Source organism: Devosia sp. Root413D1 (genome assembly GCF_001425235.1).
Classification (GTDB): Bacteria; Pseudomonadota; Alphaproteobacteria; order Rhizobiales; family Devosiaceae; genus Devosia_A.
Window position 1 is genome coordinate 526,182 of record NZ_LMEA01000007.1, and the last position, 17,226, is coordinate 543,407.

A 17,226-nucleotide genomic window follows, 5' to 3' on the forward strand; every position below is an offset into this window, starting at 1 on the left:
TGCCGAGTTCAACCCACATTCACTTCGGACGCTTCCCGGCCCGAGCCGCCGGGGAGCTCCGATAAGAGGAGTCTACCGATGAACACTCATCACCACGTCATGGACCCGTTCAACCCGCAGGTCCCGGTTCAGATGTTCGATCAGATGAAGATCAGCATCGCGAGCCCGGAAAAGATCCTGAGCTGGTCCTACGGCGAGATCAAAAAGCCCGAGACCATCAACTATCGTACGTTCAAGCCTGAGCGCGACGGCCTGTTCTGCGCGCGCATCTTCGGGCCTGTGAAGGACTACGAGTGCCTGTGCGGCAAGTACAAGCGCATGAAGTTCAAGGGCGTCATCTGCGAGAAGTGCGGTGTCGAAGTCACCCTGAGCCGCGTCCGTCGCGAGCGCATGGGCCACATCGAGCTCGCCGCCCCGGTTGCCCATATCTGGTTCCTCAAGTCGCTGCCGTCGCGTATCGCGCTGCTGCTCGACATGACGCTGAAGGATATCGAGCGCATCCTGTACTTCGAGCAGTACGTTGTGCTGGACCCCGGCCTGACCCCGTTCGGCGTGAACGAGTTGGTCACCGAGGAGCAGTATATCGACGCCCAGGACCAGTATGGTGCCGACAGCTTCACCGCCAAGATCGGCGCCGAGGCCATCCGTGACCTGCTGCTCTCGCTCGACCTCGAGAAGATCGCCGCGGACCTCCGCGTCGAGATCGCCGAGGCGACCACTGAGCTCAAGCCCAAGAAGCTGGCCAAGCGCCTGAAGATCGTCGAGCAGTTCATCGTCTCGGGCAACAAGCCCGAGTGGATGATCATGACCGTCATCCCGGTCATCCCGCCCGAGCTCCGCCCGCTGGTCCCGCTGGATGGCGGCCGCTTCGCCACGTCCGATCTCAACGACCTCTACCGTCGTGTGATCAACCGTAACAACCGCCTGAAGCGGCTTATCGAACTGCGGGCGCCCGATATCATCATCCGCAACGAGAAGCGCATGCTTCAGGAAGCGGTCGATGCGCTGTTCGACAACGGCCGCCGTGGCCGCACCATCACCGGTGCGAACAAGCGTCCGCTGAAGTCGCTCTCCGATATGCTCAAGGGCAAGCAGGGCCGGTTTCGCCAGAACCTGCTCGGCAAGCGCGTGGACTATTCCGGCCGTTCGGTGATCACCGTGGGTCCGGAGCTCAAGCTCCACCAGTGCGGCCTGCCCAAGAAGATGGCGCTCGAGCTGTTCAAGCCCTTCATCTACTCGCGCCTTGAGGCCAAGGGCCTCTCGTCGACGGTGAAGCAGGCCAAGAAGCTGGTCGAGAAGGAAAAGCCCGAGGTCTGGGATATCCTCGATGAAGTGATCCGCGAGCACCCGGTTCTCCTGAACCGCGCTCCGACCCTTCACCGTCTGGGCATCCAGGCGTTCGAGCCGCACCTGATCGAAGGCAAGGCTATCCAGCTGCACCCGCTCGTCTGCGCGGCGTTCAACGCCGACTTCGACGGCGACCAGATGGCCGTGCACGTGCCGCTCTCGCTCGAGGCGCAGCTCGAAGCCCGTGTGCTGATGATGTCGACCAACAACATTCTGCACCCGGCCAACGGCCAGCCGATCATCGTGCCGAGCCAGGACATCGTGCTGGGCCTCTACCACCTCTCCCTGATGAACGAGGGTGAGCCGGGGCAGGGCATGGCGTTCTCGGACATGGGCGAGCTGGAGCACGCGCTGGCTTCCGGCGTCGTCACCATGCACACCAAGATCAAGGGGCGCGTCGACGTCTATGATCTGGAAGGCAACCGCACGACCGAGATCGTCGAGACCACGCCGGGCCGCATGTTGCTGGGCAAGCTCCTGCCCAAGCATCCGGCGGTGCCGTATGCGACGGCCAACCAGCTGATGACCAAGAAGATGATCTCCAAGATGATCGACACCGTGTATCGCGGTTGCGGTCAGAAGGAGACGGTCATCTTCTGCGACCGCATCATGGATATGGGGTTCAAGCACGCTGCCCGCGCCGGCATCTCGTTCGGCAAGGACGACATGGTTATCCCGGCCTCGAAGTACAAAATCGTCGAGGACACGCGTAAGCAGGTCGAAGAGTTCGAGCAGCAGTACAATGACGGCCTGATCACTCAGGGCGAGAAGTACAACAAGGTGGTCGACGCCTGGGCCAAGTGCGGTGACAAGGTCGCCGAAGAGATGATGAAGGGCATTGCTGCCGTTCAGTTCGACAAGGAGACGGGTCGTCAGAAGCCGATCAACTCGGTTTACATGATGAGCCACTCCGGTGCGCGCGGTTCGCCGGCGCAGATGAAGCAGCTCGCCGGTATGCGCGGCCTGATGGCGCGTCCGGATGGCTCGATCATCGAGACCCCGATCACGGCCAACTTCAAGGAAGGCCTGAACGTTCTCGAGTACTTCAACTCGACCCACGGTGCTCGTAAGGGCCTCGCGGACACCGCGCTGAAGACCGCGAACTCGGGTTACCTGACCCGTCGTCTCGTCGACGTGGCGCAGGACTCGATCATCACCGAGCTCGATTGCGGTACCGAACGCGGCCTCACCATGGAGCCGATCGTCGATGCCGGCCAGGTCGTGGCTTCGCTGGGCCAGCGCATTCTCGGCCGCACCGCGGCTGACGATGTGGTGAACCCGGAGAACGGCGACGTCATCGTTCCCAAGGGCACGCTGCTCACCGAAAAGGACGTGGAGCTCATCGAGAGCTACAAGGTCCAGTCGATGCGCATCCGTTCGCCGCTGACCTGCGATCTCCGCCAGGGCTGCTGCGCCGCGTGCTATGGTCGCGACCTCGCTCGCGGTACGCCGGTCAACATCGGTGAAGCTGTCGGCGTTATCGCCGCTCAGTCGATCGGTGAGCCGGGCACCCAGCTGACCATGCGTACGTTCCACATCGGTGGCACCGCGCAGGTGGTTGACTCGTCCTATCTCGAGGCTGGCGCCGAGGGTAAGGTCGAGATCCGCAACCGCAATGTCGCCAAGGTCGAGGGCGGCCAGCTGGTCGCCATGGGCCGTAACGTGACCATCGCCATCCTCGATCCCGAGGGCAAGGACCGCGCCACGCACCGCGTGACGTACGGCGCCAAGCTCCGTGTCGATGACGGCGCCGAGGTCAAGCGCGGCCAGCGTATCGCCGAATGGGATCCCTACACCCGTCCGGTGCTGGCCGAAGTCGATGGCGAAGTCGGCTTCGAGGATCTGGTCGACGGTGCATCGGTGACGGAAAACACCGACGAGACCACCGGCTTCACCAAGCGCGTCGTGGCTGACTGGCGGACCAGCCAGCGCAGCGACGGCCTGAAGCCGGCGATCACGATCAAGCGTGGCGACGCCGTCGTCAAACTGGATCGCGGCGGTGAAGCCCGGTACCTGCTCTCGGTCGACGCGGTCATCGCGGTCGAGCCGGGCGAGAAGGTGTCGCCGGGTGACGTTCTGGCCCGTATTCCGCTGGAAAGCGCCAAGACCAAGGACATCACCGGCGGTCTGCCGCGTGTGGCCGAGCTGTTCGAGGCCCGTCGTCCCAAGGATCACGCGATCATCGCGGAGATCACCGGCACGATCAAATTCGGTCGCGACTACAAGAACAAGCGCCGGATCATCATCGAGGCCTCGGAAGAGGGCGCCGAGCCCGTCGAGTACCTGATCCCGAAGGGCAAGCCGTTCCACCTCCAGGAAGGCGACACCATCGAGAAGGGTGAGTACATCCTCGACGGCAACCCGGCACCGCACGACATCCTGGCGATCAAGGGCGTGGAAGAGCTTGCTCGTTACCTCGTCAACGAGATCCAGGAAGTCTACCGGCTGCAGGGCGTGCTGATCAACGACAAGCACATCGAGGTGATCGTTCGCCAGATGCTGCAGAAGGTCGAGATCGTGAACCCGGGCGACAGCGGCATGCTCAAGGACGAGCAGCTCGACAAGCTGGACTTCGACGAGCTCAACGACCAGCTGGTTGCCGACGGCAAGAAGCCGGCGACGGCCAACCCGGTGCTGCTTGGCATCACCAAGGCGTCGCTGCAGACCCGCTCGTTCGTGTCGGCCGCGTCCTTCCAGGAAACCACCCGCGTCCTCACCGAGGCGGCAGTTTCCGGCAAGGCCGACCTGCTCGAAGGTCTCAAGGAGAACGTCATCGTCGGCCGCCTGATCCCGGCCGGTACCGGTGCGGGTATCAGCAAGGCCAAGGCGATCGCCACTCGTCGCGACGACATGATCCTCGACGAGCGTCGCCGCCAGGCCGAGACCGCCGCCATCCCGGCGCCGACCCCGACCCCGGTGGAGCCGGCCGAGTAATCGGCAGGACATCGCAGAACTTCGAAAGGGCCCTCCGGGGCCCTTTCTTTTTTCTGGCAGCAGGAAACTGCCGACAACCGCGCCGGCGACGTGGACAAACGCCGATCGCTGCATGACATGCTGCGGCCATCGTCGTTCGTCCGCGATTCAGCGTGTCAGCCGGGCGGCGACTTGAGCACCAGGAGATACAATGCGTATTCCGCCGCTTGCCATCGCCGTCGCCGTGATCGCCGTCGTCGCTGTCATCCTGTTCGGCTCCTGGTACCAGATCGACCAGGGTGAAGAGGGCGTGGTGCTCCGCAACGGGGCGGTCACCGGCACGGTTGGACCGGGCCTCCACTTCAAGCTGCCGATCGTCGACGAGGTGAAGGAGGTGTCGCTGCAGTCCCACACCAAGACCTTCGAGTCGATGGAGTCCTACAGCCGCGACCAGCAGCCGGCGCAGATCCGGCTGTCGGTGAGCTATCACGTCATTCCGGGCAGCGGCGCTGAGGTCTATGCCGAGTATGGTGGCGTCGACAATATGATCGCCCGGCTGGTCGAGCCGCGCGTGCCGGCATTGTTCAAGAACGTCTTCGGCCAGTACGACGCGCTGGGTGTCATCCAGCAGCGTGCCAAACTCAACCTCGATGCGCTCGCCGCCCTGCAGGCCGGCATCGGCGACCCGATCATGGTGGAGAGCGTGCAGGTCGAGGACATCAAGTTCTCCGCTGCCTACGAGAACTCCATCGAGCAGAAGCAGCTCGCCACCGTCGAAGTGCAGAAGCGGCAGCAGGAACTGGCCCAGCAGGAAGTGCAGGCCAAGATCACCGTCACCCAGGCTCAGGCGGAAGCGGACTCGGTCGTCGCCACGGCCACCGCCAATGCTCAGGCCGTGCGACTTGCCGCGGAGGCCGAGGCCTACTCGATCGAGATCAAGGGCCGGGCCGAGGCAACGGCGATCGACCAGCGCGGGCAGGCGCTGAAGGACCACCCGGGTGTCGTGGCGCTCGTCCAGGCCGAAAAGTGGGACGGTGTCCTGCCATCGGTGATGCCGCCCGGCGGCACGGTGCCGTTCCTCAACCTGACGCCCACGCCCACGATACCCTGAGCTCGCGTGCTCCCTACTAACGAAAGGGCCCTCGAGGGCCCTTTCTCATTTCCGTCATCGCTCCGACGCAAATCTGCAACCGCGCTGTGAGGCAAGCGACACACGGCATCAGTACCTGAGGCGCGCAACCCAAAGGAGCATCTCATGTTGCGCAAAGCCCTTATCGCCGGCGTCAGCCTTGTCGCGCTCGCCAGCGCCGCCATTGCCCAGGATGTCGCGCCCAGGCAGTTCGACGCTGTGCTGAAAGCGCATGCCGAGCTGCCGGCCCAGTCCTTCACTCCGGCGCCGGCAGATGCCCCGGCCTACTTCAACCTTTCCGGCCGCTTCACCAATGGTGCGAAGACCGAGGCGCTTTACTCGATCTACGACCAGAAGACCGGGCTGTCTCGACCCTATGCCGGGCAGGCGATCCAGGGGTTTTCGGGTATCCGCTCACTCGGCGGCGACCGTTTCCTGGTGCTGACCGACAATGGCTTCGGCTCCAAGCTCACGTCGACCGACTCGCTGCTGATGTTCCACGAGCTGAAGCTCGACTGGGCCAACGGCCGGGTAGGGGTGACGAACACCACCTTCCTCAAGGACCCGAACGGCGTTGTGCCGTTCCGCATCGTCAACGAAGCCACCAAGGAGCGCTATCTCACGGGCTCCGACTTCGACATCGAGTCGATCCAGCCGGTCGGCGACACCTATTGGCTCGGCGACGAGTTCGGCCCCTGGCTGATCAACGTCGCCGCCGACGGCACGGTGCTCAAGGTCGTTGCCACCAAGATCGGCGATGTCGACTACAAGTCGCCGGACAACCAGACGGTCGTCACCCCCAATCCGGGCACCCCGCTCGCCGGCGTCAACACCCAGCGTTCCGGTGGCTATGAGGGCATGGCCCAGTCGGCCGACGGCAAGACGCTCTACCCGCTGCTCGAAAAGACCTTCTTCGACGAGACGGCCGGCGCGGCGGAACTGGTCGACGGCAAGCCGGCGATCCGCATGCTGGAGTTCCACCTCGACAGCAACAGCTGGGGCGAGCAGGTCCGCTACTACCCGCTGGAGGACGCTGCGAACTCGATCGGCGACTTCAACATGATCGACGATCACCGCGCCCTGATCATCGAGCGCGACCAGGGCTCGGGTGGCGCCTGGGCCGACAAGCCGGCCAAGCTGAAGCGTATCTATCTGGTCGATCTCAACAAGACCGATGCCAATGGCGTGCTGCACAAGCTCGCCTATATCGACCTGCTCGCCATCAAGGACCCGAACGGCGTCGCCCCGCGCGGCACCGAGAGCGGCGTCTTCACCTTCCCGTTCGAGACCATCGAGGATGTCGACCTGGTCGATCCGACCACCATCGTCGTCGCCAACGACAACAACTATCCTTACTCGGTGGGCCGTCAGCAGGGCCGGGCCGACGACAACGAGTTCATGCTGCTCGACGTCGCCGACTTCCTGAAGGCCGAGTAAGGCCCAGCCAGAACCGGAAGGGGCCGATACCGGCCCCTTCCTTTTGCCTGGTCCAGGTGTCATGCAGTCGTCATACGTCGCGGCGTAGAAGCCGACCGGACAAGCGGAGACCGCCGATGAGTGCCGAACTGTGGGGCAGGGTGGATGACTACATCGTCGACCGGCTGGTCGATGAGGATGCAGCACTGGCCGATGCGCTGCAGGCCAACGCGGCCAGCGGGTTGCGGCCGATCGATGTGTCGGCGGCGCAAGGCAAGTTCCTGCACCTCCTGGTACGGATGAGCGGGGCGAGGCGCGTCCTTGAGGTTGGCACGCTCGGTGCCTACTCGACCATCTGGATGGCCAAGGCGCTGCCGGCCGGCGGCTCGATCATCACACTGGAATACGAGCCGCACCATGCCGAGGTGGCCCGCCGGAACATTGCGCGCGCGGGGTATGCCGAGCGGATCGAGGTTCGCGTCGGCGCCGCGGCGGAGACGCTGCCGCTGCTGGCCGCCGAGCAACCCGAACCGTTCGACTTCGTCTTCATCGATGCCGACAAGCCGAGCAACACCGTCTACCTCGATTGGGCCATCAAGCTCGGCCGGCCGGGTACGGTGATCGTGCTCGACAATGTGGTGCGGGATGGCCAGGTGGCCAATGCGGAGAGCCGCGACCCCAACGTGCTGGGCAGCCGCGGTGCGTTCGAGTTGATCGCCGCCAACCCCCGGCTCTCGGCCACGGCGCTGCAGACGGTCGGCGCCAAGGGCTATGACGGCTTCGCGGTGATGATCCTCGACTGAAGCCCGAGGAACAGGCGGAGCTCAGGGAGCCGGCTTGTAGCCGACATACTCGGTGTACTGCTCGAGCAGCACCGACCACACCCCGAACGCGGCGTCGAGGTTCTCGCGGGTCACTCCGTACTCGAGGTTCACGTCATACTCGATCGCCGCGTCGAGATCGGCATCGAGATAGGCGTTGCCGAAGCGCTTGTCGCGATTCCAGGCGTTGAGCGCGTCCATGGTCGGCTTGATGTTGGCAAAGCCCGCGTAGAAGTTGATGTCCTCGCACGCCGCCTGGTCGGTGCAGTTCATGAAGAACACGTAATACGGCACACCCTTGATGTTGCCGGCGATGCGCGGGTTGCCGTCACCCTGGTTCTCGAGCGTCGCCGCGCCGTAGCCGCGGGCGATCGTCACAATCTCGTCGACCTTGGAGCCATCGACAACGCTTTGCCCGAGCGCCGATGTCGCGGCGAGGGTCCCCAGCGTAACGGTGGCCAAGAGGCGTCCCAGCTTCATCGATTGCTCTCCAACTTGGCTCCGGTGTCGCGCCGACTGTTACACCTTTGTCCCAAAGGGGCCAATGCAGGGCAGGGGACGCTGCCCCCCGATTCCCGAAAATCGAGGAAAACTGCATCGACGATCTGGCGCCAGCCATGCGCTCGCGGCAGATTAGCTCTGCCCTCCGACCCCATCCTGCCCGTGGATGGAAATTCCCCGGATTTCCGGCAGCGTGAGCATCACGTTCCGCTGCAAAGAATCCTTGACGGGGGGACTCACTGACCATATAGAGGCGCAACCTTAGCGGTCGGTCGTGAAGTTCACGCGGGTATCTGCCACCTTGTGCGGGCATCCAGGAACTTCAAACACATCGCCAAAGGCAAGAGACGACGACAAATCTTCGTGCGCATGAACGCCTGGCCAACGCCGGGCGGTCCGCTGCAATGAGAGGCGCTGCTGCCCCGTTAGGGGTGGAATTGGCGCCCTATTGGTTTGTCATCGTCTTTCGCAACGAACTTCGGACCGATGGAAAGAGCGCAATGCCGACCATTAATCAGTTGATCCGCAAGCCTCGGGTATCCAAGCCCAAGCGGAACAAAGTACCGGCGATGGAAGCAAACCCGCAGAAGCGCGGCGTGTGCTCTCGCGTTTATACGACGACCCCGAAGAAGCCGAACTCGGCTCTTCGCAAGGTTGCGAAGGTCCGTCTGACCACTTCGCGTGAAGTCATTTCCTATATCCCCGGCGAAGGCCACAACCTGCAGGAACACTCCGTGGTGCTGATCCGCGGCGGTCGTGTTCGCGATCTGCCGGGCGTTCGCTACCACGTGCTGCGCGGCGTCCTCGACACCCAGTCGGTGAAGGATCGCAAGCAGCGCCGTTCGAAGTACGGCGCGAAGCGGCCGAAGTAAGGAGCATTCCAGATGTCCCGTCGTCACTCCGCTGAAAAGCGCGTCGTCAATCCCGATCCGAAGTTCGGCGATCTCGTTGTCTCCAAGTTCATGAACTCGCTCATGAAGGACGGCAAGAAGTCGGCTGCCGAGTCGATCGTCTATGGCGCCTTTGACATCGTACAGACCAAGCTGAAGCAGGATCCGATCGGCGTGTTCCACACCGCCCTCGACAACATCCGCCCGGCCGTCGAAGTCCGTTCGCGCCGCGTCGGTGGTGCGACCTACCAGGTTCCGGTCGAGGTTCGTACGGACCGTCAGCAGGCCCTGGCCATTCGTTGGCTCATCGAGTCGGCCCGCAAGCGTGGCGAGCACACCATGAAGGAGCGCCTGTCGGGCGAGCTCATGGATGCCGTCAACGGCCGCGGCCAGGCCGTCAAGAAACGCGAAGACACGCACCGTATGGCTGACGCCAACCGTGCCTTCTCGCATTACCGCTGGTAACGGAAGGCTCGCTCAGATGGCCCGCGAATACCCGATCAATCACTATCGTAACTTCGGCATCATGGCTCACATTGATGCTGGCAAGACGACCACGACCGAGCGTGTTCTCTACTACACCGGCAAGTCCCATAAGATCGGCGAAGTCCACGACGGCGCCGCGACCATGGACTGGATGGAGCAGGAGCAGGAGCGCGGCATCACCATCACGTCCGCCGCGACCACCACGTTCTGGAAGGGCCGTGACGGCACCCAGTACCGCTTCAACATCATCGACACCCCCGGCCACGTTGACTTCACCATTGAAGTCGAGCGTTCGCTCCGCGTGCTCGACGGCGCCATCGCGCTGCTCGATGGCAACCAGGGCGTCGAGCCGCAGACGGAAACCGTCTGGCGCCAGGCCGACAAGTACAACGTTCCGCGTCTGATCTTCGTCAACAAGATGGACAAGATCGGTGCCGATTTCTATTTCTGCCTCGATACGCTGGACAAGCGCCTCGGCATCAAGCCGGTCGTCATGCAGCTGCCGATCGGTGCCGAAAGCGACTTCCGTGGCGTTGTCGACCTGATCGAAATGAATGCGCTCGTCTGGCGCAACGAAGAGCTGGGCGCCCAGTGGGACGTCGTCGAGATCCCCGAGGACCTCAAGGCCAAGGCCGCTGAGTACCGCGAGAAGATGATCGAGACCGCCGTCGAGATGGACGATGCGGCCACCGAAGCTTACCTGAACGGCGAAATGCCGGATAACGACACGCTGCGCCGGCTGATCCGCAAGGGCACCTGCGAAGTGAAGCTTTATCCGGTGTTCTGTGGCTCGGCCTTCAAGAACAAGGGCGTGCAGCCGCTGCTGGATGGCGTTATCGACTTCCTGCCGGCTCCGACCGACATTCCTGCGATCCAGGGCATCGACGTCAAGACCGAGGCTCCGATCGAGCGTCACGCCTCTGACGCCGAGCCGCTGTCGATGCTGGCCTTCAAGATCGCCAACGACCCGCACATGGGCTCGCTGACCTTCTGCCGCATCTACTCGGGTCACCTCGAGGCCGGCGCCATGCTGGAAAACACGGTCAAGGAAAAGCGCGAGCGCGTTGGCCGCATGTTCCAGATGCACGCCAACAGCCGTGAGCAGATCAACGAAGCCTACGCCGGCGACATCGTCGCCATCGTTGGCCTCAAGGACACCACGACCGGCGACACGCTGTCTGATCCGAACAACCGGGTCATTCTCGAGCGCATGGAATTCCCGGAGCCGGTTATCGACATCGCCGTCGAGCCGAAGTCCAAGGCCGACCAGGAAAAGATGGGCCTCGCGCTCGCTCGCCTGGCTGCCGAGGATCCGTCGTTCCGCGTCAAGACCGACGAAGAATCCGGCCAGACCATCATCTCGGGCATGGGCGAACTGCACCTCGACATTCTCGTCGATCGCATGCGCCGCGAGTTCAAGGTGGAAGCCAATATCGGCGCGCCGCAGGTGGCGTACCGCGAGGCGATCACCCGCACGGTCGAGCACGACTACACCCACAAGAAGCAGTCGGGTGGTTCGGGCCAGTTCGCGCGCATCAAGTTCCGCATCGAGCCGAATGAGCCGGGCAAGGGTTTCGAGTTCGTCTCGGAAGTCGTCGGCGGCAACGTGCCGAAGGAATATGTGCCGGGCGTGCAGAAGGGCGTGGCTTCCGTCATGGGTTCGGGTCCGATCATCGGCTTCCCGATCGTCGACGTGAAGTTCGCACTGACCGACGGCGCCTACCACGACGTCGACTCCTCGGTCCTCGCCTTCGAAATCGCCGGCCGCGCGGGTTTCCGTGAAGCCATCGAGAAGGCCGCACCGAAGATCCTCGAGCCGATCATGCGGGTTGAAGTTCTGACCCCGGAAGACTATGTGGGCGACGTCATCGGTGATCTGAATTCACGTCGCGGCCAGATCCGCGGCACTGAAGCCCGCGGTATCGCGCAGGTGATCGACGCCATGGTGCCTCTTGCCAACATGTTTGGCTACGTGAACTCGCTCCGCTCGATGAGCCAGGGGCGCGCTCAGTACACCATGACTTTCGACCACTATGAGCAGGTTCCGCAGGCGGTCGCCACCGAAGTCCAGGCAAAGTACGCTTAACGTTTACCCGCTAAGCAAGCGCTTGAATTAAAACTGAAAACTCACGTCGGCTGTTGGCTGACGCATACGGAGAGAAGCGATGGGCAAGGAAAAGTTTTCCCGCAATAAGCCTCACTGCAACATCGGCACCATCGGTCACGTCGACCATGGCAAGACCTCGCTGACCGCAGCGATCACCAAGGTTTTGGCTGAGACCGGTGGCGCGACCTTCAAGGCGTACGACCAGATCGACGCAGCGCCGGAAGAGAAGGCGCGCGGCATCACGATCAACACCGCCCACGTCGAGTACGAGACGACCAACCGTCACTACGCTCACGTCGACTGCCCGGGCCACGCCGACTATGTGAAGAACATGATCACCGGCGCTGCCCAGATGGACGGCGCGATCCTGGTCGTGTCGGCTGCCGACGGCCCGATGCCGCAGACCCGCGAGCACATCCTGCTCGCCCGTCAGGTCGGTGTGCCGGCGCTCGTCGTGTTCCTGAACAAGTGCGACATGGTCGATGATCCGGAGCTCCTCGAGCTCGTGGAACTCGAAGTTCGCGAGCTGCTGTCGTCCTACGAATTCCCGGGCGACGACGTTCCGATCATCAAGGGCTCGGCCACCGAAGCTCTGAACGACGGCAACAAGGAGCTCGGCCATGACGCCGTGCTCAAGCTGATGGCCGCCGTTGACGAGTACATCCCGCAGCCGGCTCGTCCGATCGACCAGCCGTTCCTGATGCCGATCGAAGACGTGTTCTCGATCTCCGGCCGTGGCACCGTGGTGACCGGCCGTGTCGAGCGCGGCATCGTGAAGGTGGGTGAGGAAGTCGAGATCGTCGGCATCAAGGCGACGCAGAAGACGACCGTGACCGGCGTTGAAATGTTCCGCAAGCTGCTCGATCAGGGCCAGGCTGGCGACAACATCGGCGCGCTGATCCGTGGTATCGACCGCACTCAGGTCGAGCGCGGCCAGGTGCTCTGCAAGCCCGGTTCCGTGACCCCGCACACCGATTTCGTGGCTGAGGCTTATATCCTCACCAAGGAAGAGGGTGGCCGTCACACGCCGTTCTTCGCCAACTACCGTCCGCAGTTCTACTTCCGCACCACCGATGTGACCGGCGTCGTTACGCTGCCGGAAGGCACCGAGATGGTAATGCCGGGCGACAACGTGAATATTTCGGTCCAGCTGATCGTGCCGATCGCCATGGAAGAGAAGCTCCGCTTCGCTATCCGTGAGGGTGGCCGTACCGTCGGTTCGGGCGTCGTCGCCAAGATCCTGAAATAAGACCTGGTAATCCAGGGCGCGGCGCGCCGCTACAAACAGCGCGCCGCGTTCCATTTTTCGCTGGGAAAGCAAGATGAACGGTCAAAACATTCGCATCCGGCTCAAAGCCTTTGACCACCGTGTGCTCGACACCTCCACTCGGGAGATCGTCAACACGGCCAAGCGTACGGGTGCGCAGGTGCGCGGGCCGATCCCGCTGCCCACACAGATTGAGAAGTTTACGGTCAACCGCTCGCCGCACATCGACAAGAAGTCGCGCGAGCAGTTCGAGATCCGGACCCACAAGCGTCTTCTGGACATCGTGGATCCGACCCCGCAGACCGTCGATGCTCTGATGAAGCTCGATCTCGCCGCCGGCGTCGACGTCGAAATCAAGCTCTGAGTGACTGAGTTTTCGCGCTGACCATCCAAAGGGTCCTCTTGGACACAATGACCCGGTCAAGCGCCAAAGAGAGAAGGTAACAACCGATGCGTTCTGGTTTGATCGCACAGAAGCTGGGCATGACCCGCCTGTTCTTGGATGATGGCACACACGTCCCCGTGACCGTGCTCGACCTCAAGAATTGCCAGGTGGTTGGCCAGCGCACGCAGGAGAAGGACGGTTACACCGCCCTCCAGCTCGGCGCGGGCACTGTCAAGGCAAAGAATGTCACCAAGGCGGAGCGCGGCCAGTTCGCCGTCGCCAAGGTCGAGCCCAAGCGTCAGGTAACTGAGTTTCGTGTCGATCCTGCGAACCTCATCGAAGTTGGCGCCACCATGCAGGCGGACCACTTTGTCGAAGGTCAGCTGGTCGACGTGACCGGTACCTCGATCGGTAAGGGTTTCGCCGGCGGCATGAAGCGCTGGAACTTCGGCGGCCTGCGTGCCACGCACGGTGTGTCCGTGTCGCACCGTTCGCACGGTTCGACCGGGCAGCGCCAGGACCCCGGTAAGGTGTTCAAGGGCAAGAAGATGGCCGGCCACATGGGCGACCGTCGCGTCACTACCCAGAACCTGAAGGTCGTGCGCACCGATGTGGAGCGCGGGCTGATCATGGTCGAGGGCGCTGTCCCGGGTGCCAAGGGCGCCTGGATCCAGATCAAGGACGCGGTCAAGAAGGCCGCTCCGAAGGGCGCTGCTGTGCCCGGTTCGTTCAAGGCGGCTGTCGCAGCCGTGGCCGAGGAGGCGAAATAATGGAACTCCAGGTCACTACTCTGGACGGCAAGGCCGACGGTTCGGTCACCCTGAAGGACGAGATCTTCGGTCTTGAAGTCCGTCAGGACATCCTGCACCGCATGGTCCGTTACCAGCAGCTCAAGGCGATGGCCGGCACCCACAAGGTGAAGCACCGCTCGGAGATCGCGTACACTTCGAAGAAGTCGATCAAGCAGAAGGGCTCGGGCGGCGCCCGTCACGGCGCCAAGTCTGCTCCGCAGTTCCGCGGCGGCGGCCGGGCCTTTGGCCCCGAGCCCCGCAGCCATGCGATCGAGCTGCCCAAGAAGGTCCGCGCCCTGGCGCTGAAGCATGCGCTTTCGGCCAAGGCCAAGGCTGGCGAACTGGTCATCGTTCCGACCGTCGCCACCAAGGAGCCCAAGACCGCCCAGCTGGTTGCCAAGTTCGGCAAGCTGGAATGGTCGAGTGCTCTGATCATCGACGGCGCCGAGGTGGACAAGAATTTCGCCAACGCGGCCCGCAACATTCCGCAGATCGACGTGCTGCCGGTGCAGGGGATCAATGTCGCTGACATTCTCCGTCGCCATAAGCTCGTTCTGACCAAAGCAGCGCTCGAAGCGCTCGAGGCCCGGTTCGCATGAGCAAGTTCAGCAACTACGACGTGATCCGTAACCCGGTCGTCACCGAAAAGTCGACGATGGCGTCCGAGCACAGCCAGGTCGTCTTCGACGTCGCGATCGATGCCACCAAGGCCGACATCAAAGCCGCCGTCGAGGCGCTCTTTTCGGTCAAGGTCAAGGCGGTCAACACCCTGGTCCGCAAGGGCAAGGTGAAGCGTTTCCGGCAGGAACTTGGCACCCGTAAGGATGTCAAGAAGGCCATTGTCACCCTGGCCGATGGCCAGTCGATCGATATTTCGACCGGCATCTGAGGGGAGAGAGAAGAATGGGTCTAAAAACTTACAATCCGACCTCCCCGGGCCGCCGCCAGCTCATCACGACCGATCGGTCGGAGCTGTGGAAGGGCAAGCCGGTCAAGTCGCTGACCGAAGGTCTGAACCAGTCTGGCGGTCGTAACAACGCCGGCCGTATCACCGCGTACCATCGCGGCGGCGGTCACAAGCGTTCGTACCGTATCGTCGACTTCCGTCGCGTGCGCTTCGAAGAGACGGCGACCGTCGAGCGGCTGGAATATGATCCCAACCGCACCGCCTGGATCGCGCTGATCAAGTACGCGGACGGCGAGCTCGCCTACATCATCGCGCCGCAGCGTCTGTCTGCCGGCGACAAGGTGATCTCGACGCTCGGCACCGCCGACGTGAAGCCGGGCAACGCCATGCCGCTCGAGCGCATGCCGGTCGGCACCATCGTCCACAACGTCGAGATGAAGCCCCGCAAGGGCGGTCAGATCGCCCGTTCGGCCGGTGCCTATGCGCAGTATGTCGGCCGCGACGCCGGTTGGGCGATCCTTCGCCTCAACTCTGGCGAGCAGCGCCGGGTCCACGGTTCGTGCCTCGCCACTGTCGGCGCGGTGTCGAACCAGGATCACTCGAACACGTCGATCGGCAAGGCCGGTCGTAATCGCTGGCTCGGCCGCAAGCCGGTCAACCGCGGTGTGACCATGAACCCGGTCGATCACCCGCATGGTGGTGGTGAAGGCCGTACCTCTGGTGGCCGTCACCCGGTGACCCCGTGGGGCAAGCCGACCAAGGGTAAGAAGACCCGCAGCAACAAGTCGACGGACAAGTTTATCGTCCGCTCGCGTCACGTGAAGAAGGGCCGCTAAGCCATGTCGCGTTCAGTCTGGAAAGGCCCGTTCGTCGACGGCTATCTGCTCAAGAAGGCAGAGACCAGCCGTGCGAGCGGCCGCAACGAAGTCATCAAGATCTGGAGCCGTCGTTCCACGATCCTGCCGCAGTTCGTCGGTCTCACCTTCGGCGTGCACAACGGCCACAAGCATGTGCCGGTGAACGTCCAGGAAGAGATGATCGGCCACAAGTTTGGCGAGTTCGCTCCGACCCGTACGTACTACGGTCACGCGGCCGACAAGAAGGCCAAGAGGAAGTAACATGGGCAAGCCGAAAACTCAGCGGTCGCTCAAGGACAACGAGGCCAAGGCGGTTCTCCGCATGCTTCGTACCTCGGGCATCAAGCTCAACCTCGTGGCTGCGATGATCCGCGGCAAGAAGGTCGACAAGGCTCTCGCCGAGCTGACCTTCTCGCGCAAGCGCATTGCCGGCTCGGTCAAGAAGACGCTCGAGAGCGCCATCGCGAACGCCGAGAACAACCACGGCCTCGACCCGGACAGCCTGGTCGTTGCCGAGTGCTATGTCGGTGACTCCCTGGTGATGAAGCGCTTCATGGCCCGTGGCCGTGGTCACGCTGCCCGCATGGAGCGCCCGTTCTCGAACCTCACCATTGTGGTTCGCCAAGTTGAGGAGACCGCATAATGGGTCAGAAGATCAACCCGATCGGTCTGCGCCTCGGCATCAACCGCACCTGGGACTCGCGTTGGTACGCGAACAAGGGTGAGTACGGTTCGCTGCTCCAGGAAGACCTGAAGATCCGTGAGACGCTGCTTGAAGACCTGAAGCAGGCTGCGGTCTCGAAGATCGTCATCGAGCGTCCGCACCGCAAGTGCCGCGTGTCGATCCACACTGCCCGCCCGGGCATCGTGATCGGCAAGAAGGGCGCTGACATCGACAAGATCCGCGCCAAGGTGAAGAAGTTCACCGACAGCGAAGTGCACATCAACATCGTTGAAGTGCGCAAGCCGGAGACCGATGCCAACCTCGTGGCTCAGGGCATTGCCCAGCAGCTCGAGCGTCGCGTGGCGTTCCGCCGTGCGATGAAGCGTGCAGTGCAGACGGCGATCCGCATGGGCGCCGGCGGCATCCGGGTGAACGTGGGCGGCCGTCTCGGCGGCGCCGACATCGCTCGCACCGAGTGGTACCGCGAAGGTCGCGTGCCGCTGCACACGCTGCGCGCCGACATCGACTACGGCACGGCCGAGGCGAAGACCACCTACGGCATCATCGGCATCAAGGTGTGGGTCTTCAAGGGCGAAGTCCTTGAGCACGATCCGTCCGCTCACGAGCGTCGCGCCACTGAAGGCGGCGGTTCGAACGAGGGTGGTCAGCGTCGCGAGCGTTCCGATCGGGACGATCGTGGTGAGCGCGGCGATCGCCGCGATCGCGCGCCGGCGAACTGAGAAGG

Annotated in this window: 17 protein-coding genes; 16 read left to right on the forward strand and 1 reads right to left on the reverse strand. The window is 63.1% G+C overall.

The window, feature by feature from the left end; all coding sequences use genetic code 11:
- Positions 1–78 precede the first annotated feature (78 nt).
- The 4 genes from rpoC (at position 79) to ASC89_RS07435 (ending at position 7,608) form a co-directional block, all read left to right on the forward strand.
- Positions 79–4,281 carry a DNA-directed RNA polymerase subunit beta' gene (rpoC, locus tag ASC89_RS07420; protein WP_055877948.1) on the forward strand — a complete coding sequence of 1,401 codons (4,203 nt, stop codon included), beginning with the start codon at positions 79–81 and terminating at the stop codon, positions 4,279–4,281.
- Positions 4,282–4,471: 190 nt separating this feature from the next.
- Positions 4,472–5,371, forward strand: a complete 900-nt coding sequence (locus tag ASC89_RS07425; protein WP_055996338.1) for an SPFH domain-containing protein — start codon at positions 4,472–4,474, stop codon at positions 5,369–5,371.
- Positions 5,372–5,515: 144 nt separating this feature from the next.
- The gene (locus tag ASC89_RS07430; protein WP_055996341.1) at positions 5,516–6,826 is read left to right on the forward strand and encodes an esterase-like activity of phytase family protein; all 1,311 of its coding nucleotides are present in this window, start codon (positions 5,516–5,518) and stop codon (positions 6,824–6,826) included.
- A 116-nt stretch (positions 6,827–6,942) separates the two neighbouring features.
- On the forward strand, positions 6,943–7,608 hold the full coding sequence (locus tag ASC89_RS07435; protein WP_055996344.1) for an O-methyltransferase: 666 nt from the start codon (positions 6,943–6,945) through the stop codon (positions 7,606–7,608).
- Positions 7,609–7,629: 21 nt separating this feature from the next.
- On the opposite strand, the gene ASC89_RS07440 is transcribed toward ASC89_RS07435, so the two are convergent.
- Positions 7,630–8,106 (reverse strand): YbjN domain-containing protein, encoded by a 477-nt coding sequence (locus ASC89_RS07440; RefSeq protein WP_055996348.1) that lies wholly within the window; start codon positions 8,104–8,106, stop codon positions 7,630–7,632.
- Between the two features lie 521 nt (positions 8,107–8,627).
- Here ASC89_RS07440 and rpsL point away from each other — a divergent pair.
- The 12 genes from rpsL to rpsC all read left to right on the forward strand — a co-directional run bounded on the left by rpsL (position 8,628) and on the right by rpsC (position 17,221).
- Positions 8,628–8,999, forward strand: a complete 372-nt coding sequence (gene rpsL / locus ASC89_RS07445) for a 30S ribosomal protein S12 (protein ID WP_055049779.1) — start codon at positions 8,628–8,630, stop codon at positions 8,997–8,999.
- Positions 9,000–9,011: 12 nt separating this feature from the next.
- Positions 9,012–9,482 carry a 30S ribosomal protein S7 gene (rpsG, locus tag ASC89_RS07450; protein WP_055877935.1) on the forward strand — a complete coding sequence of 157 codons (471 nt, stop codon included), beginning with the start codon at positions 9,012–9,014 and terminating at the stop codon, positions 9,480–9,482.
- Between the two features lie 16 nt (positions 9,483–9,498).
- Positions 9,499–11,589 (forward strand): elongation factor G, encoded by a 2,091-nt coding sequence (gene fusA / locus ASC89_RS07455; protein ID WP_055877934.1) that lies wholly within the window; start codon positions 9,499–9,501, stop codon positions 11,587–11,589.
- A gap of 79 nt (positions 11,590–11,668) precedes the next feature.
- Complete coding sequence (gene tuf, locus ASC89_RS07460; RefSeq protein WP_055877931.1) at positions 11,669–12,859, forward strand: elongation factor Tu; 1,191 nt, start codon at positions 11,669–11,671, stop codon at positions 12,857–12,859.
- Positions 12,860–12,932: 73 nt separating this feature from the next.
- Positions 12,933–13,241, forward strand: coding sequence for a 30S ribosomal protein S10 (gene rpsJ, locus ASC89_RS07465; RefSeq protein WP_055049780.1), 309 nt, complete (start codon positions 12,933–12,935; stop codon positions 13,239–13,241).
- A gap of 86 nt (positions 13,242–13,327) precedes the next feature.
- Positions 13,328–14,032: a 50S ribosomal protein L3 gene (gene rplC, locus ASC89_RS07470; protein WP_055877928.1), complete on the forward strand. Its 705-nt coding sequence runs from the start codon at positions 13,328–13,330 to the stop codon at positions 14,030–14,032.
- Complete coding sequence (rplD, locus tag ASC89_RS07475) at positions 14,032–14,652, forward strand: 50S ribosomal protein L4 (protein ID WP_055877925.1); 621 nt, start codon at positions 14,032–14,034, stop codon at positions 14,650–14,652. The genes rplC and rplD overlap by 1 nt, the downstream gene beginning before the upstream one ends.
- A complete protein-coding gene (locus ASC89_RS07480) occupies positions 14,649–14,942 on the forward strand; it encodes a 50S ribosomal protein L23 (protein WP_055877922.1) in 294 nt (97 codons plus the stop codon). Before rplD ends, ASC89_RS07480 begins: the two co-directional genes overlap by 4 nt.
- A 14-nt stretch (positions 14,943–14,956) precedes the next feature.
- Complete coding sequence (rplB, locus tag ASC89_RS07485; RefSeq protein WP_055877921.1) at positions 14,957–15,796, forward strand: 50S ribosomal protein L2; 840 nt, start codon at positions 14,957–14,959, stop codon at positions 15,794–15,796.
- A gap of 3 nt (positions 15,797–15,799) precedes the next feature.
- Positions 15,800–16,078, forward strand: a complete 279-nt coding sequence (gene rpsS, locus ASC89_RS07490; protein WP_055049075.1) for a 30S ribosomal protein S19 — start codon at positions 15,800–15,802, stop codon at positions 16,076–16,078.
- Position 16,079: 1 nt separating this feature from the next.
- The gene (gene rplV, locus ASC89_RS07495) at positions 16,080–16,460 is read left to right on the forward strand and encodes a 50S ribosomal protein L22 (RefSeq protein ID WP_055877918.1); all 381 of its coding nucleotides are present in this window, start codon (positions 16,080–16,082) and stop codon (positions 16,458–16,460) included.
- Positions 16,460–17,221, forward strand: a complete 762-nt coding sequence (gene rpsC, locus ASC89_RS07500; RefSeq protein ID WP_055877916.1) for a 30S ribosomal protein S3 — start codon at positions 16,460–16,462, stop codon at positions 17,219–17,221. Before rplV ends, rpsC begins: the two co-directional genes overlap by 1 nt.
- Positions 17,222–17,226 lie beyond the last annotated feature (5 nt).